Here is a 23,882-nt window from a genome sequence, read left to right on the forward strand (position 1 = left end):
ACGTGTCGACGGTGCTCGTCCTCCCCAGTCCGCTGCTCCCTGCATCGGCATACCGCGAGCTCGCGACGGCACTCTCCGACCGGGGGGTGGAAGCCTGCGTCGCTCCGGCGAGGTTGGGACCGGACGAGGGCGCTGACGACCTGGTCCGACGGTGGAGCCGGCTGGTCGCCGCGGACACGACCCTGGTCGCGCACAGCAACGCCGGCTACCTCGCGCCGCTGGTCCGCGCCACCCACTCGGGTCGCGCGCCGATCGTGTTCGTCGACGCGGCCCTCCCGCCGGCCTCCGGTTCGACTCCACTCGCTCCTCCGGTGCTTCGCGCCATGCTGGACGAGCGGGTCGATGCCGACGGGCGGCTACCGCCGTGGACCCGGTGGTGGCCCAGGGCGACGATGGACGCGGTCGTGCCGAGCGGCGCCTTCCCCCAACTGGACCGTGACTGTCCGCGCCTTCCGCGCGACTACTTCGACGCGGTCGTCGACGCACCGTCCGGGTGGACCGGCTTACCCACCGCATACCTGGCGTTCGGAACCACCTACGCCGAGGAGCTGGAGCAGGCCCGCGAGCTCGGTTGGCCGCACGCGACGCTCGACGCGGGTCACCTCCACTTCATGCACGACCCGGAGGCCGTCGCGGCGCAGATCGAGGCACTCGCCACCGCTGCCGTGGCAGCCGGGGGAGAGCGCCGCTCGTGACGACGAACCGTCTCTCTCCCCGGCTGCGCGCGGTCGTCGACGCCCTGCCACTGCGTCCCGGGCTGCGTCTCATCGAGGTGGGCGGGGCGCCCGGTGCAGCCGCGCGAGAGATAGCCCGCCGGGTGGGTCCGCAGGGCCACGTCCTCATCCTCGACCGATCGGCCGCCGCCGTGGCCGCGACCGAACGAGCCTGTGCCGAGGAGATCGCCGCAGGAACGATCTCGGTACGGCTGGCCAGGGCGGAGACGGCGACACTCCTGCCCGGAGAGCCGCTCTACGACCTGGCCTTCGCGTGCCGGGTCGGTGTCCTGGACGGACGGCACCCGGAGGCGCGAGGGCGCGCTCTGGCCCACCTGCGCGAGATGCTCGCTCCCGGCGGACCGGTTCTCGTCGACACCGGCGACCCCCTCCGTGACCTGACCCGTGCGTCACCGCCGACCGGCCCTCGGCGGTGACCCGCCGTTCGGTGCGGCATGATGGTCCCGACATGAGCCGCGCGTCCCGCCGAGCCTCTCGCCGACCGTGACCCGCCCACCGAGAAGGAACCGACCTGTGAAGACCAGACGACTGATCGCCGCCGCTCTCGCCGCCGCCGCGCTCGTCCTGACCGGTTGCGGCCGAGCCGACACGGCCGCCGTGGTCGACGGTCAGGTCATCACCGAGTCGGGGGTGCTCGCCGCCAGTGAGCAGGTCGCCGAGTACGCCACGCAGCCCCTGCCGCCGGCCGACATCGTCAACCGACTCGTCGTGCTCCCAGCGGTTCTCGAGGTCCTCGAGGACCGGGGCGTCACCATCTCGGACGCGGCCGCCCGGTCGGCGGTCTCCGGCATCAACGACCCGGCGCCGTACCTGCTCGACCTCGCGCGCCTCGACCTGGCCATCGGCCAGATGACGCAGGAGGACATGCAGAACGCCATCGGGCTCTTGCAGGAGGCGGAGGTCGAGGTCAACCCCCGGTACGGGACGTTCGACCCCGAGCAGGCGGCGGTCGTGGCCACCCAGCCCGACTGGATCGTCGGCGCCACCCCCAGCCAGTAGTCGCTCGGTCCACCCCGCGTGCCCCGTCTGACCCTCCTGGCGACCAGTCCGCGCGTCGCCCCGGGACTGCTGTCCCGTGACGCCTGGCAGGTGCTCGACTCCGCCGCACTCCGGCTCGCGGCCTCGACCGACGACCCGCTGCCACGAGCCTGCGTCGAGGCCGGTCTCGAGGTCGAGCCGGTGGACGTCTCGATCGGCCCGGCGGCCCTCGCCCGACACCTCGTCGACCGCGCCGTCGGTGCCGACGTGACCTGGGTCGGCTCGGACGACGGTGACCCCGGACTGAGCGACGCGGTCGCCGCCGAGGTCTCCAGCCGGACCGATCCTCCCGACGTCGAGATCGTGCTCGGTTCGTGGGACGTCGCGGGCGCACGGCTCCTCGACGTCGTCGCCGCGATGGACCGGTTGCGATCACCCGGCGGATGCCCGTGGGACGCCGAACAGACACACGAGTCCCTCGCGCCCTACCTCGTCGAGGAGGCCTACGAGACGCTGGACGCGATCGTCGCGGGAGATGCCCACCACCTGGCCGAGGAACTCGGCGATGTCCTGCTGCAGGTGGTCTTCCACGCCCGGGTGGCGGCCGAGTCCCAGGACGGCTTCGACATCGACGACGTCGCGGGCCACCTCGTCGACAAGCTCGTGCGGCGGCACCCGCACGTCTTCGCCGACGCGGACGTCGAGTCCGCTGCGGAGGTGGTGTCCCCCGACCAGGTCGAGGCCGCCTGGGAGCGCATCAAGGCGGACGAGCGTGGTGGCCGGCCGGAGGATACGGACCTCATGCACGGTGTGCCCGCTCACCTCCCGGTCGCGCTCGCGGCGGACAAGGTCGCAGCCCGGGCACGTCGCCGTGGACTCGTGACCGACACGGCGGTCGAAGCCGAGCTCGAGCGGGCAATCGCCGACCTCGCAGCCGCCGAGGAGCATGCCCGAGAGACCCTGCGGGTCCTCGCGCTGTCGGCCCGACGGGCCGGTGGGGAGACCGAGGCGGAGCGCGACGATGGCTGACGTCGTCGTCGTCGGCGCGGCCGCCATCGACCTCAAGGCCACCGCCGGCGCACCGCTCGTTCCCGCGACGAGCAATCCGGGTTTCGTCACCGCCAGTCCGGGAGGCGTGGGGCGCAACATCGCCGAGACCCTCGCCCGGCTCGGCAGCTCCGTGCGGCTCGTCAGCCGCGTCGCGGAGGACTCCTTCGGCCGTCTCGTGCTCGCCGAGACCGCTGCCGCCGGCGTCGACGTCTCGGGGGTGCACACCGAGGCCGAGCGCACCGCCACGTATCTCGCCACGCTCGACTCGGACGGGTCTCTCGCGGTCGCCGTGTCCGACTTCGCGGCCATCGACACGATGACCCTCGAGCACGTCCACGACCTGGACCTTCGCGGCGTCGCCCACCTCGTGCTCGACGCCAACCTGCCCGGACCGGTGCTCGCAGCCGCCCTGCGGCTCGGTGGCGAGGCGGGTGCGATGGTGACCATCGAGCCGGTCAGCGTGGCCAAGGCGGGCCGGCTCGCGAACCTGGCCGGCGCATACCCGGCTCACCTGCTCACGCCCAACGAGGACGAGTATGCGGCGCTCGCCGCCCGCGTCGACCCCCTGACCGTCGCGTCCACGATCTGCCTGCGCCGTGGCCTCGCGGGCAGCCGACTGCTCCGGGGGCCTGGCACGGACCCGGTCGACGTGCCCGCCGTGCGGGTCCCGCCCGAGGCGGTGCGCGACGTGACCGGAGCCGGCGACTCGGCGACTGCGGGACTGATTCACGCGCTGGTCCGGGGCGCCTCGATCGAGCAGGCGACCGCCTTCGGCCACGCGGTCGCGGCACGGACCGTCCGCTCCGAGCTCACCGTCCCGACCGACCTCGACGACCTGCCGGACCCCACGACGCTCACCGTTGGAGACACCCGATGACGACACCGCACAGCATGCTCAGCCTCTCCGACGAGGTGCGCGCCGCCGTCGAGGCGAGCGGTCCCGTCGTGGCTCTCGAGTCCACGATCATCAGTCACGGGATGCCGTACCCGGACAACGTCGCCATGGCCCGGGAGGTCGAGCAGATCATCCGGGATGCGGGCGCCACCCCTGCGACGATCGCGGTGCTCGACGGGGTGCCGCGCATCGGACTCTCCGATGACCAGCTCAAGGTGCTCGGGTCGCATCCCGACGTGAGCAAGGTGAGCGTTCGCGACCTGCCCTACGTCGTGGCTCGCTCGGCGCACGGAGCGACGACGGTCGCGAGCACCATGCGGCTCGCCGACCTGGCCGGCATCCGGGTCTTCGTCACGGGGGGCCTGGGCGGGGTGCACCAGGGCGCGGAGTCGAGTATGGACGTCAGCGCGGACCTGACCGAGCTCGGCCGCACCGATGTGGCCGTCATCTGCGCCGGCGTCAAGTCGATCCTGGACATCGGCCGCACCCTCGAGGTCCTCGAGACCCTCGGGGTCCCGGTCGTCGGCGTCGGCTCCGAGGAGTTCCCGTCGTTCTTCTCCCGGGGGAGTGGGTTCCGGTCGCCGATGTCCGTGCCCGGCATCGACGACGGCGGTCCGGAGGAGCTCGCCGCGGTGATGCGCGCCAAGTGGGGGATGCGCCTCCATGGCGGCGTCGTCATCGCGAACCCCGTGCCGGAGGACGAAGAGATCCCGGCCGACGAGATGCAGGTGTTCATCGACCGGGCGCTGGCCGACTGCGCGCGGCTCGGCATCACGGGGAAGGACATCACGCCCTACCTCCTCGGGCGGATCGTCGAGATCACGGACGGCCGCTCACTGGCGACGAACATCGCCCTCGTCCGCAACAACGCTCGGCTCGGCGCGGCACTCGCGCGGGCGTATGCGCAGGGCGGCTAGGCTGGCGAACGAGTCCGTCACAGACCCAACCCACCGCTCACCCTAGGAGTGCAGCATGGCCACCATCGAGGCCCTGAACGCCCGCGAGATCCTCGACTCCCGAGGCAACCCCACCGTCGAGGTCGAGGTCCTGCTCGACGACAACACCTTCGCCCGCGCCGCGGTCCCGTCCGGCGCCTCGACCGGCGCGTTCGAGGCCGTCGAGCGCCGTGACGGTGACAAGGGCCGCTACCTCGGCAAGGGCGTCCAGGACGCCGTCGAGGCCGTGCTCGAGGAGATCCAGCCCAAGCTCCTCGGCTTCGACGCCAGTGACCAGCGGCTCGTCGACGCCGAGATGCTCGCGCTCGACGGCACCGACAACAAGGGCTCGATCGGCGCGAACGCCATCCTCGGCGTGTCCCTCGCGGTCGCCAAGGCGGCCGCCGAGTCGGCCGGCCTGCCGCTGTTCCGCTATGTCGGCGGTCCCAACGCGCACATCCTGCCCGTGCCGATGATGAACATCCTCAACGGCGGCAGCCATGCCGACTCCAACGTCGACATCCAGGAGTTCATGATCGCGCCGATCGGCGCCGGCTCCTTCCGCGAAGCGCTGCGCTGGGGTGCCGAGGTCTACCACGCCCTCAAGGGCGTCCTGAAGGACCGCGGCCTCGCGACCGGACTCGGCGACGAGGGTGGCTTCGCGCCTAACCTCGAGTCCAACCGCGCCGCGCTCGACCTCATCCTCGACGCCATCCGCGCTGCGGGCTACGAGCCCGGCAAGGACATCGCCCTCGCGCTCGACGTCGCGGCGAGCGAGTTCTACGACAGCGGCTCCTACGCCTTCGAGGGCGGCACCAAGTCCGCCGAGGAGATGGTGGCCTACTACGCCGAGCTTGTCGACGCATACCCCCTCGTCTCGATCGAGGACCCGCTCAACGAGGACGACTGGGACGGCTGGAAGGCCATGACCGACCAGCTCGGCGACCGGGTCCAGATCGTCGGCGACGACCTGTTCGTCACCAACCCCGAGCGGCTGGCCCGAGGCATCGACTCCGGCACCGCGAACGCCCTGCTCGTCAAGGTCAACCAGATCGGCTCGCTCACCGAGACGATGGACGCCGTCGACCTCGCGCACCGGGCGGGCTACCGCTGCATGATGAGCCACCGCTCCGGCGAGACCGAGGACACGACGATCGCCGACCTCGCCGTCGCGACGAACTGCGGCCAGATCAAGACCGGCGCCCCGGCGCGGTCCGAACGCGTGGCCAAGTACAACCAGCTGCTCCGCATCGAGGAGGAGCTCGACGACGCGGCGGTCTACGCGGGGGCCGGAGCGTTCCCGCGCTTCACGGTCTCGGGCTGACGATCCGGCCAGGGGCGGCTGACCGATGGCGACACGGGGACCGGGCACCGGGAAGGGGCGCAGCACCGCCCGTCCCGGTGCGCGCCCGTCCCCGACGCGTCGCGGTGGCAAGGCTGCCGGGTCGGCCGGTTCCCGGACGCCGAAGGCTCGGGCGACGGCGGCCCGCAAGGACGAGGGCTCGGGTCTGTGGCGCTGGGGCGTGATCGCCCTCGTCGGGATCGTCCTCGTCGTCCTCCTCGCGCCCACCGTCCGATCGTTCTTCGCGCAGCGCAGCGAGATCGCCGCGCTCGAACGCCAGGTCGTCCAGGGTGAGGAGCGGGTGGCCCAGCTCGAGGCCGAGCGTGAGCGCTGGGAGGACCCCGCCTACGTCGAGCAGCAGGCCCGTGAGCGGCTGAAGTTCGTCCGACCCGGAGAGGTGTCCTACACCGTCATCGGTGCCGACGAGCTCGAGGAGCAGACGGTGGCCTCGGGTGCCGTCTCCGACACCCGCCCCTGGTACGACCGGATGTGGGCGAGCATCGCCCAGGCCGATCGCACCGACACCGAATTCGTCCCGTGAGCGTTCGTCCGGTGAGCGTGGTCGCGTGAGCGTTCGTCCGGTGAGGTCAAGGGCGTGAGCCGCGCGCAGGAGGCGGGTGGCCCCTGCGGACAACCCCCCACGCCAGGCGACCTCGCCGCCGTGCACGGTCAGCTCGGACGCGAGCCGAGGGGTGTCGTCGAGGTCGCGCACCGCTGCCCCTGCGGGGACCCGGACGTCGTGCGGACGGCACCGCGACTCCCCGACGGCACGCCCTTCCCGACCTCGTTCTACGCGACCTGTCCCCGGCTGACGGGAGCGGTGAGCACCCTCGAGTCCGAGGGGGTCATGAAGGACATGCAGGCCCGTCTCGCTGACGATGCCGACCTCGCGAGCCGGTATGCGCTGGCCCACGAGGACTACCTGCGCCGCCGAGCGGAGCTCGCCGAGGTGCCGGAGATCGCCGGAGTGAGCGCCGGAGGCATGCCGTCGCGGGTCAAGTGCCTGCACGTTCTCGTCGCCCACAGCCTCGCCGCCGGGCCGGGCGTGAACCCTTTGGGCGATGAGGCGATCGAGCTGCTGCCGCGGTGGTGGGAGCATCCGTGTAGAAGGAGAGAGACATGACGCGCGTGGGCGCGATCGACTGCGGGACCAACTCCATCCGACTGCTCGTCGCCGATGTCGAGCAGCCCGAGGGTCGGGTGCCGGTCCTCACGGATGTCGTCCGCGAGATGGAGATCGTGCGGCTCGGCTACGGCGTTGACCGCACCGGCCGGATCGACCCGGCGGCGATGGAGCGGACCCTCGTCGCGGCCAGGCGGTACGCCGGCACCTGCGAGGAGCTCGGGGCGGAGGGTGTCCGATTCGTCGCGACGTCCGCCTCCCGGGACGCCTCGAACGCGCACGAGTTCATCGACGGCGTGCGAGCGGCATTCGCGTCCTTCGACATCGCTCCTGAGGTCATCACCGGCACCGAGGAGGCCGAGCTGTCGTTCACCGGCGCAACGGGTGACGTCGTGGCGGCCGGACACCCCGGTCCGTACCTCGTCTGCGACATCGGCGGGGGCTCGACCGAGCTGGTGCGGGGGGAGGCGACAGCGGCCGGAGCCCGCGTCCTGCAGTCCTACTCCGCGGATGTCGGCTGCGTCCGGATGACCGAGCGGCACCTCGCATCCGACCCCCCGAGCGCGGCCGAGGTCGCAGCCGCGACGGCCGACATCGAGACGGCCGTCGATGCCATCACCGCCGAGGTCGACATCGCCGGCGCGGGGACACTGGTCGGGCTGGCCGGGTCGATCACGACGGTGACGGCTCATGCGCTGCGGTTGGACCACTACGACGCCGACCGGATCCACCTCGCGGCCATCCCACCGGAGCGTCTCGACGAGGTCACGGCCGAGCTGCTCACGATGACTCACGACGAGCGGGCGGCGCTGCCCTTCATGCATCCGGGCAGGGTCGACGTCATCGGCGCCGGTGCGCTGGTGTGGGACCGCGTCGTCGCTAGGGTCCTGGCCGCCTCACCGGGCATCCCGGTCGTCACCTCGGAGCACGACATCCTCGACGGCATCGCGCTCAGCGCCGCCCGTCGGGTCGGCGGCTGAGCCGGCCGGCCCAGCCCGCCCGAGATCGAGGTCAGGGCGCGAGCACCTGTTCGAGCAGGTCCGCGGCCCGTCGGTGGCCGTCCGCGCGGTCGGCGTCGTGTGCGGCGAGCGTGCTCGCGGCGTGCCGGTGCTCGGCGATCTCGGCCTCGACCACGGCCCGGACATCGGCATCGCTCAGCTCCCGCCGGGCGACCTCGGCGGCACCCAGGCCAGTGGCCGCATGCTCCAGTGCGCCGGCGGACGGGATCCCGCCGGAGGGTACGACCGCCTCGGCGTTGTCGATCCCGGCCATGGCGTGACGGTATGCGGCGAGGGCCGGACGGTCCCGGTCCTTCATCGCACGCGTCGCCGCGGAACGGAGCCGGTCGCGGATGGCGTGGGGGGCGGTCATCTGACCACTGAAGCAGGTCGTGGCCTCACACACCAGCGGATTTCCCGCCTCGCGTCGCTACAGTGGCTGGCGCCCCCGTAGCCCAATCGGCAGAGGCAGGCGACTTAAAATCGCTCGAGTGCGAGTTCGAATCTCGTCGGGGGTGCCAGTGAGCAGCGCGCCGGCGGTCAAGCCTCCCACCGACTTCGCCGAACCTTTGCGCGCCAGGAACAACCGCATACCTCCGAGCATTTATCCTCATAGCAGTCGGTGGGCACCGGACCCACCCGCACGACCCAAGAGAGAGGCCGCCGTGGCGACCAACCCCGTCTTCAACCGCATCGAGCAGGACGCCCAGCGTGGGTATGCCGGCTTCGAGGCCCCGCGCAACGTGGGCTCCGAGCGCCAGCAGCCGAACCTGGGCCAGGCCTCGGCGCAGTGGTCCTCGCAGGACGCGATGACCCAGCAGCGTCTCGAGGACATGTACAACCAGCCGCCCGCCGGCCCCATTCAGACCGGGCGGGTCACGATGGACGACGTCATCATGAAGACGCTCACGCTCTTCGTGATCGTGCTCGCCACCGGCGCGGCCGGATGGCTCGCTGCGGCCGCCAACCCGGCGCTCGGGTCGATGTTGTGGATCGGCGGGATGATCGGGACGCTGATCCTCGGCTTCGTCATCGTCCTCCGCAAGACGATCAGCGTGCCGTTGATTCTCGCCTACGCCGCGCTGGAGGGTCTTTTCGTGGGCGCCGTGAGCCAGGTCTTCGCGAGCATGTACGAGGGCATCGTCGGGCAGGCGGTTCTCGCGACCCTCGCGACCTTCGCCGGGATGTTCCTCGCCTACAAGACCGGCCTGATCAAGGTGACGGCGAAGTTCCGCCGCATCGTCACGATGATGATCTTCGGCTACGCGATCTTCGCGGTCGTCAACTTCATCTACGCGATCGTCACCAACACCTCGTTCGGCTTCGGTGGTACTGGTGGCCTCGGCATCGCGATCTCGCTCTTCGCCGTCGGCCTTGCCTCGGTCTCGCTCGCGCTCGACTTCGACTCGATCGAGCAGGCGATCGCCATGGGCGCCCCGCAGAAGTACAGCTGGCTGCTGGCCCACGGCGTCATCGTCACGCTCGTGTGGCTCTACATCGAGTTCCTGCGTCTGCTCGCCCGAATGCGCGGCGAGTGATCGACAGCAGCACCCTCGACTCCGCCGGGACAGGTTCGCCTGTCCCGGCGGAGTCGTCTGTCGAGCTGGACCGGATCCGCCGCAGGTTCACCGAGCTGTCGGTCGCCGGCGCCGAAGAGGGTATGCGTCGCGCCCGTCCACTGCTCGCCGACCTCGGTGCACGGCTGGGTCGCGGACCGGTTCCGGATCTCGGGGCCGCGGCCGTGCCGGACCAGCTGACTGTGCTCGTGTTCGACGCCTACCGTGCCGGCGTCGGGTCGGGGGTGCGGTCGCGGCTCACGGCGCTGCGTCGGGGGCTGCCGTGACCGCGCCGACCGCGCGCGAAGCGTCGACGCGGCCGTCCCGCCGGCAGCGCACGCTCGGTCTCGTGGGCGCGGCGGTGGCCGCCGCGCTGACGGTGGTCTGGCTCGTCGTCGTTCCGGAGAAGGCGGACGAGGTCGGGGGCGTCCAGGCGGGGCTCATCCGCTACGGTCATCCGGCCTGCTGGGCCCTCCTCGCAGGAGCCGGCCTGGCCTACGGGGCGGGACGACCGCATACGTCCCGACTGCTGGGGTATGCGGCGCTCGCCTGCTACGCGGCGTTCGTCCTCGCATTCGTGCTCTGACGGACGGCGCTCGGCGGGGGATCCGGAGGACGGGCAGACTTCACTACGGAAAGGGATCGTCCACTACGGAGACTAACCGTGGTGGACGTTCCCTTTCCCGGTTGGGGAGAGAAAGGTGTGACGCGGCCCGCCTCAGCTGAGGCGCTCGACGACGATGGCCATGCCCTGGCCGCCGCCGACGCACATCGTCTCGAGGCCGAACTGGCCGTCGCGGGCCCGCAGGCCGTTGAGCAGCGTCGTCATGATACGTGTGCCGGTCGAGCCGAAGGGGTGGCCGAGGGCAATGGCACCGCCGTGGACGTTGAGCTTGTCGAAGTCCATGCCGAGGTCGTCCGCGGAGGGCAGGACCTGGGCGGCGAAGGCCTCGTTGATCTCGTACAGGTCCATGTCCCCGATCGTCATGCCGGCGCGCGCCAGCGCCTGCTTCGAGGCCTCGACCGGGCCGAGCCCCATGATCTCGGGGGACAGTGCGGACACCCCCGTCGAGACGATCCGTGCCAATGGGGTCAGGCCGAGTTGGGCTGCCTTGGAGTCGCTCATGATCACCACGCCGGAGGCGCCGTCGTTGAGCGGGCAGCAGTTGCCGGCGGTGATCGTGCCGTCCTCGCGGAACACCGGGTTGAGGGTCTGGACCGCCTCGAGGGTCACCCCGGGCCGCGGGCCGTCGTCCGTGGAGACCACCGTGCCGTCGGCGAGCGTCACCGGCGTGATCTCGCGTGCGAAGAAGCCGTCCGCGATCGCCTTCTCGGCGCGGTTCTGGCTGGTGACGCCCCACTCGTCCTGGCGCTGGCGGGAGATGCCGCGCATCGTCGCGACGTTCTCGGCGGTCTGGCCCATCGAGAGGTAGACGTCGGGGACGAGGCCCTGCTCGCGCGGGTCGGTCCACGTCTCGTTGGTGCGCGCCATCTCGGCGCTGCGGGTCTGGGCGTCGGCGAAACGCGGGTTCATCGTGTCCTCGGCCGAGCCACCGGCACCCGCCCAGTTGGTGTACTGCGAGACGCACTCGACGCCGCCGGAGACGAAGACCTCGCCCTCCCCGGCCTTGATCGCGTGGAACGCCATCCGCATGGTCTGCGTCGACGAGGCGCAGAAGCGGTTCACGGTCGAGGCGGGCAACGTGTCCAGGCCGGCGAGGACCGCGATGACGCGGGCCATGTTCGAGCCGTGCCGGCCGCTGGGCTCAGCGCAGCCCCAGTACAGATCGTCGATCTCCGTCGGGTCGAGCCCGGGCACCTGCTCCAGGAGGGCGGACACGACCTGGACCGACAGGTCGTCGGGGCGGATGTCCTTGAGCGAGCCCTTGAAGGCGCGCCCGATGGGGGTCCGGGACGTGGCGACGATGACAGCCTCGGTCATGACTTCTCCTGACGGTGGGTCGAAACGGCAGATATCGGATGCGGTATGCGGTGCTCACCCGAGCGGTGCCCGCACCGAACACGGGACCTGTCGGGCCTCTCCGGCGAGCCTACTTCGCCTGCGGAGATCCGGTCTTGGGGCCGTCGCCGACGCTCGTGTGATCATCGCCATGGGCGACCACCGCCGCTGCCACGTCGGCCTCAGCCGGGGACGGTCCTCCGGCTGCCGCCTCGTCGGCCGTGTCGATCGTCTCGACCGCGGGCTCCGCGGCCTGCGGCACGTCGGGCTGACGGCGTCGCAGGAGGGTCGCCCACCGACCCCGCGGTCCGCGCGCAGCGCCGCCGAGCTCGGCACCCGACACCTCGGCGCCCGGTTCGCTGGCCGCCTGGCCTGCGGCGACGGCGACGGGCGCGACGTCCCGGCGGCTCATCGGACGTGGCACGGCTGAGGGGGCCTCGCCCGCCCACAGACCCAGCGAGTCGACGACGCTGGGCAGCAGGGCGGCGGCGACCCGCGCATACCCCGCAGCGGACGGGTGGAAGCGGTCGAGCGAGAACAGCTCGCGCGGGCTCGTCTCGAACTCCGGCCCGAGCATGTCCGCGAGGGATACGGTGCGGCCGCCGGCCTCGACGACGGCCACCGTCTGGGCGGCGGCCAGGTCGCGCGACCAGCGGCGTGCCAGCCAGCGCAGCGGTTGGGGGACCGGCTCGATGGTCCCGAGGTCGGGGCACGTGCCGACGACGACGTGGGACCCGGTCGCGAGCAGCCGACGCACTGCCTGCTCGAGATGGCGGACAGCGGTGGCCCGTTCGATGCGGTGGGTGACGTCGTTGGCGCCGATGAGAATGACCGCCACGTCGGGGGTGGGGACCGAGTCCAGCGCGTTGGCGACCTGGATCTCGAGACCGGAGGACTCGGCGCCGACGACGGCCACGTTGGTGAGGCGGACCCGCCGACCGGAGAGGGCGGCCACCCCGGAGGAGAGAATGGCGCCGATCGTCTGGCTGCGCTCGTCCGTGCCGAGGCCGGCTGCCGTGGAGTCACCGAGCATGAGGAGCTCGACCGGCTCTCCGGGCCCGTAGCCGTAGAGGCCGTTGTCGTCGGGGGAGTCGTCGAAGGGGCGGCCGATCAGGCGCCGTGCAACGGCGGCCTCGGCCCGGATCAGACCGTAGCCGGCCGCACCGAGGGCACCGGCGAGCGCGGCGAGACCCCCGCCGCCATAGGCAGCGCTGCTCGCGATCCTGCGAGCGCGCCGAGCTCGTCCCATGAGGTTCCTTCCCGGGTCGGGTGCCGTCGGTCCTGGTCGACAACGCTATCGCGGTGCTCGGCACTTCCGAACGGGCCGAAAGTCAGGTGACCCGTTCGACCGATCCCGCTACCCTCGAGCCATGCGCATCTCCTGAGCAGACCACCCCCTCGTCCGTCGTCCGGTCGCTGACCGGACCGTCGATGTCCTCAGGAGAACGATGTCCACCTCCACGCCGCTGCAGTTCGGCGGTGCCGGCCTGGCGCCCGGCGACCACCTGCGCCTGGACGGCATCTCGCGTTCGTTCCCCGACCGTCGGGTCCTCACCAACGTCTCCCTCGTCGTCGCCTTCGGTGAGATCGCCTGTCTCATCGGCGAGAACGGGTCGGGGAAGTCCACGGTGCTGCGCATCGCCGCCGGTCTGGATGCTCCGGACGCGGGTTCGCTGTCCGTGCCGGGCGCCGTCGGGTTGTACCACCAGGAGCCGCCGTTCCCGGCCGCCTGGACCGTCGCGGAGGTCCTCGCGGATGCGGTGGCGCCCGTCCGCGCGCTCGCTCTCGCGGTCGAGCACGAGTCGCGACTGCTGGCCGAGGGCGACGAGTCCGCCGCCGACCGTCTCGGGGTCGCCATCGAGGCGGCTCGCCGGCACCACGCGTGGGAGCTGGAGCACCGGGTGGATCGCGTCGTCTCGGGTCTCGGCATCGACCGGTCACCTCGAGAAAGGCGGGTATGCGACTTGTCCGGCGGTCAGGCCGCTCGCCTCTCCCTCGGCTGGCTGCTGCTCCGGGCACCGGAGACGCTGCTGCTCGACGAGCCGACGAACCATCTCGACGACGCCGGGACCGACCTGCTCGCCGAGCTCCTTCGGGACTGGTCGGGGCCGGTGGTGGTGGCGAGCCACGACCGGGCCTTCATCGACGAGGTGGCGACGACTCTCATCGACCTCGATCCCGTGCCGGTCGCTCACGCGGCGGTTCGGGAGGACCGGGGTCAGGGTGACTCTCCCGGCTCGGGCTTCGGGGTGACCCGGTTCGGGGGCGGGTTCACGGCATACCTGACGCATCGGGGCGAGGAGCGGGAGCGCTGGGTGCGGCGCTACCGGGACGAGCAGGCCGAGCTGAGCCGCCTCCGGGCCCGCGTGCGGTCGGACCAGAGCGTCGGGCATCCGGGCCGACCGCCACGCTCCGAGGCGCGGGCGAGCAAGAAGTTCTACTCCGACCGCAACGCCACCGTGGTCGCGCGCCGGGTCAACGACGCGGCGACGGCGTTGGCCCGCCTGGAGCGCGACCAGGTCCGCAGGCCTCCGGCGCGGCTGCGCTTCCGCGGCTTCGGCGGGTCGGGAGGGTCGTCGCGATCGGCGTCCTCTGGGCCGGTCCTGACCGCGACCGGCGTCGCGGTCACGGGGCGGCTGGATGCGACGGACGTGTCGTTGGGTGCCCGGGACCGGCTCCTCGTGACCGGGCCGAACGGGTCCGGCAAGTCGACCCTGCTCCAGGTCCTCGCCGGTCGCCTGGAGCCGGACGCCGGGGCCATGACGGTCCATGGTCGGGTTCGACGTGGGCTCCTCGGCCAGGAGACCACGTGGCGTGAGGGCGCCATGAGCGCCCGAGACGTGTACTCCGCCGCGGTCGGAGCAGAGACGGCCGAACACGTGCCCCTCGCCAGCCTCGGACTCATCGCCGGTCGTGACGTGGACCGGCCCGTCGGCTCGCTGAGCGTCGGTCAGCGCCGGCGACTGGACCTGGCCGTGCTCCTTGCCGATCCGCCCGAGGTGCTGCTGCTCGACGAACCCACGAACCACCTCTCGGTGCTGCTCGCGACCGAGCTCGAGACGGCGCTCGCGGACTACCCGGGCGCGGTGGTCGTCGCGAGTCACGACCGGTGGCTCCGATCCTCGTGGGCCGGCCGGACGCTCGAGCTCGACGGATGATCGCTCGCTCACCAGCGATCGCTCACCCGGCGCGGGCGTCCTGCGGTCCGGACCGGGACCGAACCGCCTCTCCGGGCGCGCGGACCGGCCGTCCGGGCACGAGCGGCGGGGCCTGGGATGCGTAGTCGTGCCCGGTCGGGGTCGTGAGGACGATCTCGTGCGTCTCGTCGATGCCACTGGACGTGTGCGCCGTCCATCCGGGGGCCTCGCGAGCCTGGTTGCACCGGATGCAGGCACCGCGGCCGTTCCACAGACTCGTCACACCCCCGTCCTCGCTCCGCCGCACATGGTCGCCGTGCCGTAGCGGCGCCCCACACCACGGCGTTCGGCAGGTCTGGTCGCGCAGCTCGAGCATGTGCCTGAGGAGCCCGGTGAAGACGCGCTTCGTCGACTCCATCGCGACGAGGTCGCGCTCGTCGGGGCTGGTGAACAGGCGGCGGACGGTGACGAGGTCGTCGATGGAGACGACCCGCGCAGCGACCGTGGCGCGCACCCAGGCGCGTGCGATCTCGGCGGGAATCGTGCCGTGGCCCGGAACGCCGGCCGGGGTGCAGTCTCGGCCGAGAAGCGTGGTGTCCGACATGACGAGGTTGATCCGGATCGGCACGGCCCCACCGCATGGCCGGTGACCCGCTCGACGAGCGCGTCGGCCATGATCTGGCCCTTGCCGCGCTCGTCCCCGTCCGCACGGGCGTCCTTGGCGAGCCGGGTGAGCGCCGCGAAGACGGACACGCCCTCGCGCATCGGCAGCAACGCCGTCACATAGGTCATCGCATCCGGCGCCGGACGGATCGACACCCGCCGCTCCCGTTCCGCCCGTCGGGCGCGCTCGGCGGCGCCGGCTGGGTCGAGACGCTGGGCCATCGCTCGCGCCGATCCGGCGGCCTGCCGGTCACCCATCTCGTGCAGTCTCGGACCGAGCTCGGAATCGACGGCTCGGCGGTCCTCGACCCGCAGGTGCGCGGTCTCGCGCGCCACACCCGTCACCCTCCACTCCGACACCTCACCGCGCTGCAGGGCGGCGAGGCACTTCGGCATCTCGTGGACCAGCGCCTTGGCCAGCCCGAGCAGTCGGGATCCCTTGTGCGGGGACTCCATCCGGGCGAGGGCGACCTGGTCCGCGATGCCGCGGCCGAGGCGGTGCTCACCCCAGCCCGCCTCGATCTGCTCGGCGCGCTGCGACGCGTCGAAGGCAACGCTCTCGGCCGCCTGCGCCGCTGCAAGGGCATTCTTCACTCGCTCCATCGCGCGTAGGCGGTCCACCCGCTCGGCGTCGGTCGTCGCCGGCGAGGGCGCCGCGAGCCGGGCCAGGAGGAGCTCGAGCTCCTCCATTCCGACTGCCGATCCGACTGGCGGGCCGGCTGCCCGCGCGAGTGATTCGATCATGCGTTCTACTCTAGGGATCGCCACCGACAATGCTTCCGAACCGGCCGCGTCCCTGTGGACAACGCCGATCTGATGAAGTTGAGGCATGAGTCGACGTGCCCGCCCGGCCGCCACCCCGGGGTCCTCCGACCTCGCTCCGCAGCGCGCCGCCCTCCTCGAAGCGCACGTGCGCTTCGAGCTCGACCGGTGGTCGAGTGGCGGCCTCGCCGCAGCCGTCCGCGAGGAGGTCGACGCCCTGTATGCGTGGCTCGCCTCGGTCCGGTTGGCCGACCTCGCGCCCGCCGAGCCGGTGGCCGCGAGCCTCGCCGAGCTCGTTGAGAAGGCCCCCGTGACGGATGAGACCACCAGGCTGCTGAACGAGGTGGTCACCACGGCTCTGCACACGTTCGCGGAGAGCGAGCTGAAGGTCCGCGACCTCACCCGGCGCGAGGACGTGCTCGCCGTCGCCGACGCGTCGGCCCGGCTGGACCGGCTCCGCACCGAGGTCATCGACGCACTCACGGCGAGCACCGCATACCGGCGTCTGGTCGCCCATGTGCTCTACCGCGGGGTGAAGGACTACGTGCTCACCGAGAACGTGCTCGCTCGGCGCATCCCCGGCGCGTCCTCGATCGTGCGCTTCGGGCAGCGCGGGCTCAACACGGCCGCGCCGGGGCTCGAGCAGGCCGTGGACCGTCAGCTGAGCGCGTTCGTCGAGGCGAACATCGCCGAGACTCTGCGGGAGAGCCGCCGCTACCTCGAGGCCACCCTGGATGCGCGGATGCTGCGGGTGCTGGCCGAGGAGGCGTGGGGTCAGCTGGCGCCTCGCCGGGTCTCGGAACTCGCGACGCTGGCCGACGACGAGGACCTCGAGCGGCTCGGCGCAGAGCTGGTCGGGCTCGTCGAACACACGCGGCGGTCCGGGCGGCTCACCCCGTTCGTCGAGAGCGCTGTGCGCGAGCTGCTGACCCGCCACGCTGACGACAGTCCCGGCGACCTGCTCCGCGACCTCGGCCTCGGTCGGAATGAGGCGGTCGAGGAGCTGACGCGCCTCCTGACGCCGCTGATGGAGCAGCCCGCCGTGCAGGACTTCGTCGAGGAGCGGGTCCGGGCCAGGCTGGCCTCCTTCTACGCCAGCGACGCCTGCCCCGTCGCGGACTGAGGAGGCGCGGAAGAATGGCCGGTATGCCCGCTCCGCAGTCGCCCCCACCGCAGTCCGCCACGCTGTCGTTCACCGTCGGCGAGGACGACACCGCGCTGGCGGTCGGCTCCGGGTCGCTTCCGGTCCTCGGCACGCCCCGCCTGCTCGCCTGGTGCGAGGCGGCGACATGTGCGGCTCTGAGCGACCTGGCCCCCGGGACCACGAGTGTCGGCACCCGGGTCGAGGTCGAGCACCTCGCCCCGAACGCGGTCGGCGACGTCGTCGTCGTCCACGCGGAGACGACGGGGCGGACCGATCGCACCGTGACCTTCACCGTCGAGGCCCGCCACCTCGACCACCTCGTCGCCCGAGGCGTCGTGACCCGGGCCGTCGTGGACTCTCAACGCTTCATGGCCCGTCTTGCGGGGCGCGCCGATGACTGACGGGACGGCCGAGCCGCAGCACGGGCTGCGGGACGACCTCGTGACCGTCCTCGCCCGGCGTGCGTTGACCGAGGACAGCGCCCGGCCCGAGGCCGTACAACGCCAGCACGCCCGCGGCGGCCGCACGGCCCGCGAGCTCATCGGCGAGCTCGTCGACCCGGGCAGCCTGGTCGAGTACGGCCGGTTCGTCACCGCCGCCCAGGAGCAGCGCCGCAGCCCCGACGACCTGCTCGACCGGACCGTCGGCGACGGCGTCGTCGGGGGCGTCGCCACGGTCGACGGGCGGCCGGTCGCCGTCGTCTCCTACGACTACCTCGTCATGGCGGGCACGCAGGGTATGCGCGGCCACGCCAAGACGGACCGCCTCCTCGACGTCGTCGAGCGGCTGGGGCTCCCGGTCGTCTTCTTCGCGGCCGGCGGCGGGGGTCGTCCGAGCGACACCGACATCCCCACCGTGTCAGGGCTCGACGTGTCGACCTTCGCGCGGTGGGCGGGCCTGAGCGGCAAGGTCCCCCGCGTCGCCGTGGTCAACGACAACTGCTTCGCCGGCAACGCCGTCATCGCCGGCTGCGCCGACCTCATCGTCGCGACACCGCGCTCCTCGCTCGGCATGGGCGGGCCGGCGATGATCGCGGGCGGCGGTCTGGGTCAGGTGGAGGCGGCCGCCGTGGGGCCGCTGGACGTCATGACGCGCAACGGTGTCGTCGACCTCGCCGTCGACGACGGGGACGAGGTCGATGCGGCGCGACACCTCCTCGGGTACTTCCTCGGGCGGCAGGAAGACTGGACCGAACCCGACCCGACCCCGATGCGGGGTGCGGTGCCCGCGGGGGAGCGCACCGCATACGACCTGCTGCCGGTGCTCGAGGGGATCTGCGACGAGGGGAGTGTGACCGTCCTGCGGCCGGACTTCGCGCCGGAGCTGTGCACCGCCCTGGGCCGTATCGAGGGTCGTCCGGTCGGGGTCATCGGCAACGACACCCGGTTCATGGCCGGCGCCATCACCGCCGACGCCGGCGACAAAGGGGCCCGGTTCGTGCAGCTGTGCGACGCATACGGGTTCGGCATCGTCTCACTCGTCGACACCCCCGGCATGATGGTCGGCCCGGACGCCGAGCGGAGCGCACTGGTCCGGCACACCTCGCGGCTGCTCGTCGCGTGCGCCCAGATCGAGGTCCCTCTCGTCGGAGTCGTGCTGCGGCGCGGCTACGGTCTCGGCGCGCAGGCGATGCTCGGCGGGAGCACGCGTGCCCCGGTGATGACAGTTGCCTGGCCGGGCGCCCATCTCGGACCGATGGGACTCGAGGGTGCGGTGCGGCTGGCCAGGCGCGCCGAGCTCGCCGCGATCGAAGACGCGGACGTGCGTGAGGCGAGGGTTCGCGAGCTGACCGCCGCGATGCAGGAGCACGCCAGTGCCCTCAACGTCGCCCGGCACGGCGAGATCGACGACGTCATCGACCCCGTCGAGACACGCGGGATCATCGCGCGGCTGCTCGACGCGGCGGACGCGGAGGGCCGGCTTCGGCCGCGGCGTCGCCCTGTTGATGTCTGGTGAGCCGACGTCGAGTCGCGGTCCCGTCCTCTCCGGGAAGGAAACCACGACTTCGGGAAGGATTGGTTCCCTCCCGAAGTGGACCTTTCCTTCCCGCGGAAGAAAAAGTCAGACCCCGAACGTCGCCCGGGGGTAGGCCGCCTCGACGTCGGTGACGACGTTGACGAGGTAGGGCACCCCGCTTGCGAAGGCGCGGTCCATCGCCGGGCCGATCTGCGCGGGGTCGGTGACCATCTCGCCGGCGCCGCCGAGGGCCTTGACGACCTCGTCGTAGCGGGTCCGGGGACCGAGGTCGGCGATCACGTCGTAGCCGTAGATCATCTGCATCGGGCCCTTCTCGAGCGCCCACGCAGAGTTGTTGCCCATGACCATGACGACGGGCAGGTTGTGGCGCACGAGGGTGTCGACGTCGATGAGGCTGAAGCCGGCGGCGCCGTCGCCGAGGAGGAGGACGACCTGGCTGGACGGCCGGGCGATCCGCGCCGCGATCGCCGCGCCGAGGCCGGCGCCGAGGCACCCGAACGGGCCGGGGTCGAGCCAGTTGCCGGGTCGCTTGGGCTCGACGAACTTGCCGGCGAACGAGACGAAGTCGCCGCCGTCGCCGATGACGACCGCGTCGTCGGCGAGCCGGGGAAGCAGCTCACCGTAGATGCGCGCCGGGTGGATCGGATCCGCTTCGGCGCCGAGCAGCTCCAGGTCCTTGGTATGCGTCGCCTGGGCCTTCTCCCGAAGGGCGCCCGCCCAGCCGGTCCAGTCGGCCCGGGTCGCCTGCCGCTGGACCGCGTCGGTGAGGGCGTCGAGGACCCGTGCCAGGTCGCCGGCCGTCGCGAATGCCGGGTTCGCGTGGTGGCTCAGCTGCCCGGTGGAGTCCTGGATGTGGACGACGGTCGCGGGGGTGGCGCCGTCCTTGCCGCCGAAGACGCCGTAGCCGAGGCGGAAGTCGAGCGGGGTGCCGACGACGACGACGAGGTCGGCAGCGTTGAACGCCATACCGCGGGCCTTGGTGACCAGGAGTGGGTGGCCTGCTGGTACGACACCGCGGCCCATCCCGTTCGGGATCGCCGGGAGACCCAGTTCCTCGACGCAGCGCAGGGCAGCCTCCTCGGCGAAGTCGCTCCACACATCGGTGCCGAGGACGATGACGGGCCGCTCGGCCTTCGCGAGGAGTGCGGCGATCCGCTCGACGGTGTCGGTGTCGGGGGCCCTGTCCGCGGCCGGTTCGGGACCGGGCCGCACCGACTCGCTCTGGTCGAACAGGTGGTCCATGTGGACGTCGAGGAAGGCCGGGCCGCGGTGCGCCGACCGAGCGGCCTGGAACGCGCGGTGGGTCGCGCCCGCGATGTCTCCGGTGTCCTTGGCCGTCTCGGCCGAGACGGTGACCGACGACAGCAGAGGCACGTGGTCGAACTCCTGAAGGCTGCCGCTGCCCCACCTCGCGAGCGGGGCGCGGCCCCCGATGACGACCATGGGCGCGCCGGAGAAGTGTGCCTGGGTGATGGCGCTGACGCCGTTGGTCACTCCGGGGCCGGCCGTGAGGACGGCAAGACCTGGGGAGCGGGTCAGCTTGCCGGTCGCCTCGGCCGCGAAGGCGGCCGTCTGCTCGTGCCGTACGTCGAGCAGCCGGATGCCGTGGTCCTCCTTGGCCGCCGCGTCGTACATGGGGAAGACGTGCGCCCCGGAGAGGGTGAACATCGTCTCCACGCCGTGCGCTGCGGCCACGGCCGTCGCGTGGGAGCCGCCGTGGGCCTGGACGGCGGTGTCGGTGGGTGTCTCCGTGGTCGGCTGCGCTGTCTCCTCGGGCGTCATGGCGGCCATGTTACTCACTGGTAGCCACAGATGTGGTGCGCGTCGCATACCCGTGTCTGTGTGAGGATCTGGGGGTGAAGTATGCCGAGCACATCGTCGACCTCGTCGGACACACTCCTCTGGTCCGCCTGCACTCCGTGACCGACGGCATCGCCGCGACGGTCCTGGCCAAGATCGAGTACATGAACCCCGGCGGGTCGGTCAAGGACCGCATCGCCGTGAAGATGATCGAGGAGGCCGAGGCGCGCGGTGACCTGCGTCCGGGCGGCACGATCGTCGAGCCGACGTCCGGCAACACCGGCGTCGGGCTGGCCCTCGTCGCCCAGCGCAAGGGCTACCGCTGCGTCTTCGTCTGCCCGGACAAGGTGGCCGAGGACAAGCGCAACGTCCTCAAGGCCTACGGGGCCGACGTCGTCGTGTGCCCGACCTCGGTGCCGCCCGACCACCCCGACTCGTACTACTCCGTCTCGGACCGGCTCGCCCGCGAGATCGAGGGCGGCTACAAGCCGAACCAGTACGAGAACCCGGCCGGACCCGCATCGCACTACGAGACGACCGGACCCGAGGTCTGGGACGACACCGACGGCCGGATCACGCACTTCGTGGCCGGGGTCGGAACGGGCGGGACGATCACCGGTACGGGACGCTACCTGCGGGAGATCTCCGCCGACCGGCCCGGCGGGCGGGTGCGGATCATCGGCGCCGACCCGGAAGGCTCGGTGTACTCCGGGGGCAGCGGTCGCCCGTACCTCGTCGAGGGAGTGGGCGAGGACATCTGGCCCGGCGCCTACGACCCCGCCGTCGTCGACGAGGTCATCGCGGTCTCGGATGCGGACTCGTTCGAGATGACTCGCCGGCTGGCCCGCGAGGAAGGACTCCTCGTGGGCGGCTCCTGCGGCATGGCCGTCGTCGCGGCGCTGCGCGCTGCCCGCGACCTGCCCGCGGACGCGGTCATGGTCGTGCTGCTCCCCGACTCCGGTCGCGGCTACCTGTCCAAGATCTTCAACGACGACTGGATGAACAGCTACGGGTTCCTCGCCGCGAGCAAGGGCGAGACCGTCGGCGACGTGCTCGCCGCCAAGACCGCGGCCACGGGTCTGCCGGACCTCGTCCACACCCACCCGGGAGAGACGATCAAGGAGGCCATCGACATCCTCCGCGAGTACTCGGTCTCGCAGATGCCGGTCGTCAAGGCGGAGCCGCCGGTGATGTCCGGCGAGGTCGCCGGGGCGGTCCACGAGCGCGACCTGCTCGACGCCCTCTTCACAGGTCGTGCCCACCTGACCGACTCCGTCGGCGCGCACATGGGTCCGGGACTCCCACTCGTCGGGGCGGGAGAGTCCATCGCCACCGCCCGGCACGAGCTCGAGAGCAGCGACGCGATCCTCGTCGTCGATGCCGGCAAGCCCGTCGGTGTGCTCACCCGTGCCGACTTCCTCAGCTTCCTCGCCGACTGACTCCTCGCCGACTGACTTCTGGACGACTGACGCCGGTTTGGAGGGGTGGTCTGCGACCCCCGACAATGACGGGGTGATGCCCGACCTGCCCACCCGCACCGATGTGCTCGTCGTCGGTGCCGGCCCGGCTGGGTCGAGCGCCGCCGCGTGGGCCGCCCGGGCCGGGATGGACGTCGTGGTCGCGGACGCCGCGTCCTTCCCCCGAGACAAGACCTGCGGCGACGGGCTGACGCCCCGCGCAGTGGCCGAGCTCGACCGGCTCGGCCTGGCCCAGTGGGCACGGAGCCGAGCCTACAACCAGGGGCTGAGGGCCCACGGCTTCGGCCAGACGCTGTACCTGCGCTGGCCGGGCGGGACTCTCCCCGACTGGGGGTCGGCCGTGCCGCGCACGATCCTGGACAACGCGATCCGCGACGCCGCCATGCAGTCCGGGGCCACGGCGTTGGACAGCCTGCGGGCCGTCGACGTCCGGTGGCAGGACGGCAAGGTCAGCGGGGTCGTGTTCCGGCGAGGCAAGGAGTTCCACGAGATCGGCTGCGAGCGACTCGTCGTGGCCGACGGGGTGCGGTCTCAGCTCGGCCGGGTGCTCGGTCGCACCTGGCACCGTGACACGGCCTACGGTGTCGCGGCGCGCTCGTACATGAGCTCGACGATGTCGGATGATCCGTGGATCTCGTCGCACCTGGAGCTGCGGGGCACCCAGGGCGAGATCCTCTCGGGATACGGCTGGATCTTCCCCCTGGGTGGAGGCGAGGTCAACGTCGGTGTGGGGACGCTCGCGACCGCGAAGCGTCCCGCCGACGTCGCCCTCCGCCCCCTCATGCAGTTCTACGCGGACGAGCGCCGCGACGAGTTCGGCCTGTCGGGGCCGCTGCGTCTACCGACCTCGGCGATGCTGCCGATGGGTGGCGCGGTCTCCGGGGTCGCCGGCCCGAACTGGGCACTCGTCGGCGACGCTGCGGGGTGTGTCAATCCGTTGAACGGGGAGGGCATCGACTACGGCCTCGAGGGCGGTCGTTTCGTCGCGGACCTGCTCGCCGAGAAGGCCGACCTCGGCACCGCCTGGCCCGACCTCCTGCGTGAGCACTACGGCGAGGCGTTCTCGATCGCCCGCCGGCTTGCAGGACTGGTGACCGTTCCCCGACTGCTGCCGACGCTCGGCCCGGTCGGCATGCGCACCGACTGGCTCATGACGCTCGCGCTGCGGTGGATGGGCAACCTCGTGACCGAGGAGGACCGCGACCGGGCCGCTCGGGTGTGGCGCTGGGCCGGTCGTCGGTCGATCCGGCTCGACGAGCGCGCTCCCTTCAGCTGAGCCCTCCGCTCCGCCTCCGACCTGCGAAAACGCGTCGGCTATCCGAGCGCCGGTGACCTGCAAGGCTGTTCGGC

At 71.9% G+C, this 23,882-nt stretch carries 24 protein-coding genes, 1 tRNA gene and 1 pseudogene; 20 read left to right on the forward strand and 6 right to left on the reverse strand.

Annotated elements, in window-relative coordinates; genetic code table 11:
* Positions 1 to 2: 2 nt before the first annotated feature.
* The 10 genes from GA707_RS12945 (at position 3) to GA707_RS12990 (ending at position 8,037) form a co-directional block, all read left to right on the forward strand.
* Positions 3 to 695 (forward strand): alpha/beta fold hydrolase, encoded by a 693-nt coding sequence (locus tag GA707_RS12945; protein ID WP_152178864.1) that lies wholly within the window; start codon positions 3 to 5, stop codon positions 693 to 695.
* A complete protein-coding gene (locus tag GA707_RS12950; protein WP_152178865.1) occupies positions 692 to 1,150 on the forward strand; it encodes a cyclopropane-fatty-acyl-phospholipid synthase family protein in 459 nt (152 codons plus the stop codon). Before GA707_RS12945 ends, GA707_RS12950 begins: the two co-directional genes overlap by 4 nt.
* Positions 1,151 to 1,247: 97 nt before the next feature.
* Positions 1,248 to 1,733: a hypothetical protein gene (locus GA707_RS12955; protein ID WP_152178866.1), complete on the forward strand. Its 486-nt coding sequence runs from the start codon at positions 1,248 to 1,250 to the stop codon at positions 1,731 to 1,733.
* An 18-nt stretch (positions 1,734 to 1,751) separates the two neighbouring features.
* Complete coding sequence (locus tag GA707_RS12960) at positions 1,752 to 2,741, forward strand: MazG family protein (protein ID WP_152178867.1); 990 nt, start codon at positions 1,752 to 1,754, stop codon at positions 2,739 to 2,741.
* Complete coding sequence (locus GA707_RS12965) at positions 2,734 to 3,639, forward strand: PfkB family carbohydrate kinase (protein WP_193315326.1); 906 nt, start codon at positions 2,734 to 2,736, stop codon at positions 3,637 to 3,639. Before GA707_RS12960 ends, GA707_RS12965 begins: the two co-directional genes overlap by 8 nt.
* Positions 3,636 to 4,574, forward strand: coding sequence for a pseudouridine-5'-phosphate glycosidase (locus GA707_RS12970; RefSeq protein WP_152178869.1), 939 nt, complete (start codon positions 3,636 to 3,638; stop codon positions 4,572 to 4,574). Before GA707_RS12965 ends, GA707_RS12970 begins: the two co-directional genes overlap by 4 nt.
* Before the next feature lie 55 nt (positions 4,575 to 4,629).
* A complete protein-coding gene (gene eno / locus GA707_RS12975; RefSeq protein WP_152178870.1) occupies positions 4,630 to 5,916 on the forward strand; it encodes a phosphopyruvate hydratase in 1,287 nt (428 codons plus the stop codon).
* Between the two features lie 25 nt (positions 5,917 to 5,941).
* A complete protein-coding gene (locus tag GA707_RS12980) occupies positions 5,942 to 6,475 on the forward strand; it encodes a septum formation initiator family protein (protein WP_152178871.1) in 534 nt (177 codons plus the stop codon).
* A 54-nt stretch (positions 6,476 to 6,529) separates the two neighbouring features.
* Entirely contained in the window at positions 6,530 to 7,057 is a 528-nt protein-coding gene (locus GA707_RS12985; protein WP_152178872.1) for a DUF501 domain-containing protein, read from the forward strand.
* Entirely contained in the window at positions 7,054 to 8,037 is a 984-nt protein-coding gene (locus GA707_RS12990; protein WP_152178873.1) for an exopolyphosphatase, read from the forward strand. Before GA707_RS12985 ends, GA707_RS12990 begins: the two co-directional genes overlap by 4 nt.
* 31 nt (positions 8,038 to 8,068) lie before the next feature.
* Here GA707_RS12990 and GA707_RS12995 read toward each other — a convergent pair whose 3' ends face one another.
* Positions 8,069 to 8,428 carry a hypothetical protein gene (locus tag GA707_RS12995; RefSeq protein WP_152178874.1) on the reverse strand — a complete coding sequence of 120 codons (360 nt, stop codon included), beginning with the start codon at positions 8,426 to 8,428 and terminating at the stop codon, positions 8,069 to 8,071.
* A gap of 71 nt (positions 8,429 to 8,499) precedes the next feature.
* Between GA707_RS12995 and GA707_RS13000 the strand changes: the two genes are divergently transcribed.
* From GA707_RS13000 to GA707_RS13015, 4 genes are all read left to right on the forward strand, one after another.
* Positions 8,500 to 8,576 (forward strand) — tRNA-Leu (locus GA707_RS13000).
* Between the two features lie 144 nt (positions 8,577 to 8,720).
* Positions 8,721 to 9,593, forward strand: coding sequence for a Bax inhibitor-1/YccA family protein (locus GA707_RS13005; RefSeq protein WP_152178875.1), 873 nt, complete (start codon positions 8,721 to 8,723; stop codon positions 9,591 to 9,593).
* The gene (locus GA707_RS13010; protein ID WP_152178876.1) at positions 9,590 to 9,898 is read left to right on the forward strand and encodes a hypothetical protein; all 309 of its coding nucleotides are present in this window, start codon (positions 9,590 to 9,592) and stop codon (positions 9,896 to 9,898) included. The genes GA707_RS13005 and GA707_RS13010 overlap by 4 nt, the downstream gene beginning before the upstream one ends.
* On the forward strand, positions 9,895 to 10,197 hold the full coding sequence (locus tag GA707_RS13015; protein ID WP_152178877.1) for a hypothetical protein: 303 nt from the start codon (positions 9,895 to 9,897) through the stop codon (positions 10,195 to 10,197). Before GA707_RS13010 ends, GA707_RS13015 begins: the two co-directional genes overlap by 4 nt.
* 132 nt (positions 10,198 to 10,329) lie before the next feature.
* On the opposite strand, the gene GA707_RS13020 is transcribed toward GA707_RS13015, so the two are convergent.
* On the reverse strand, positions 10,330 to 11,553 hold the full coding sequence (locus GA707_RS13020; protein ID WP_152178878.1) for an acetyl-CoA C-acetyltransferase: 1,224 nt from the start codon (positions 11,551 to 11,553) through the stop codon (positions 10,330 to 10,332).
* Positions 11,554 to 11,662: 109 nt separating this feature from the next.
* The gene (locus GA707_RS13025; RefSeq protein ID WP_152178879.1) at positions 11,663 to 12,820 is read right to left on the reverse strand and encodes an SGNH/GDSL hydrolase family protein; all 1,158 of its coding nucleotides are present in this window, start codon (positions 12,818 to 12,820) and stop codon (positions 11,663 to 11,665) included.
* A gap of 199 nt (positions 12,821 to 13,019) precedes the next feature.
* Here GA707_RS13025 and GA707_RS13030 point away from each other — a divergent pair, with 199 nt between their 5' ends.
* Positions 13,020 to 14,729 (forward strand): ABC-F family ATP-binding cassette domain-containing protein, encoded by a 1,710-nt coding sequence (locus tag GA707_RS13030; protein WP_152178880.1) that lies wholly within the window; start codon positions 13,020 to 13,022, stop codon positions 14,727 to 14,729.
* Between the two features lie 22 nt (positions 14,730 to 14,751).
* On the opposite strand, the gene GA707_RS21335 is transcribed toward GA707_RS13030, so the two are convergent.
* Both GA707_RS21335 and GA707_RS21815 read right to left on the reverse strand, forming a co-directional pair.
* Positions 14,752 to 15,336 (reverse strand): HNH endonuclease, encoded by a 585-nt coding sequence (locus GA707_RS21335; protein WP_226963801.1) that lies wholly within the window; start codon positions 15,334 to 15,336, stop codon positions 14,752 to 14,754.
* Between the two features lie 44 nt (positions 15,337 to 15,380).
* Positions 15,381 to 16,202, reverse strand: a pseudogene (locus GA707_RS21815) (DUF222 domain-containing protein); the annotation flags it as partial.
* Between GA707_RS21815 and GA707_RS13045 the strand changes: the two are divergent.
* The 3 genes from GA707_RS13045 to GA707_RS13055 are packed head-to-tail and all read left to right on the forward strand — an operon-like array spanning position 16,201 to position 19,233.
* Positions 16,201 to 17,256: a hypothetical protein gene (locus tag GA707_RS13045; RefSeq protein WP_193315328.1), complete on the forward strand. Its 1,056-nt coding sequence runs from the start codon at positions 16,201 to 16,203 to the stop codon at positions 17,254 to 17,256. The pseudogene GA707_RS21815 and the gene GA707_RS13045 sit on opposite strands and share 2 nt — an antisense overlap.
* 23 nt (positions 17,257 to 17,279) lie before the next feature.
* Positions 17,280 to 17,678, forward strand: a complete 399-nt coding sequence (locus tag GA707_RS13050) for a thioesterase family protein (RefSeq protein WP_152178884.1) — start codon at positions 17,280 to 17,282, stop codon at positions 17,676 to 17,678.
* Entirely contained in the window at positions 17,671 to 19,233 is a 1,563-nt protein-coding gene (locus GA707_RS13055; RefSeq protein ID WP_152178885.1) for an acyl-CoA carboxylase subunit beta, read from the forward strand. The genes GA707_RS13050 and GA707_RS13055 overlap by 8 nt, the downstream gene beginning before the upstream one ends.
* 105 nt (positions 19,234 to 19,338) lie before the next feature.
* On the opposite strand, the gene GA707_RS13060 is transcribed toward GA707_RS13055, so the two are convergent.
* Complete coding sequence (locus GA707_RS13060; protein WP_152178886.1) at positions 19,339 to 21,036, reverse strand: acetolactate synthase; 1,698 nt, start codon at positions 21,034 to 21,036, stop codon at positions 19,339 to 19,341.
* Positions 21,037 to 21,110: 74 nt separating this feature from the next.
* Between GA707_RS13060 and GA707_RS13065 the strand changes: the two genes are divergently transcribed.
* A complete protein-coding gene (locus tag GA707_RS13065) occupies positions 21,111 to 22,493 on the forward strand; it encodes a cystathionine beta-synthase (RefSeq protein ID WP_152178887.1) in 1,383 nt (460 codons plus the stop codon).
* Positions 22,494 to 22,569: 76 nt separating this feature from the next.
* Positions 22,570 to 23,808 (forward strand): geranylgeranyl reductase family protein, encoded by a 1,239-nt coding sequence (locus GA707_RS13070; protein WP_152178888.1) that lies wholly within the window; start codon positions 22,570 to 22,572, stop codon positions 23,806 to 23,808.
* Positions 23,809 to 23,882: the final 74 nt, after the last annotated feature.

Source organism: Nostocoides sp. F2B08, assembly GCF_009184895.1.
GTDB lineage: Bacteria > Actinomycetota > Actinomycetes > Actinomycetales > Dermatophilaceae > F2B08.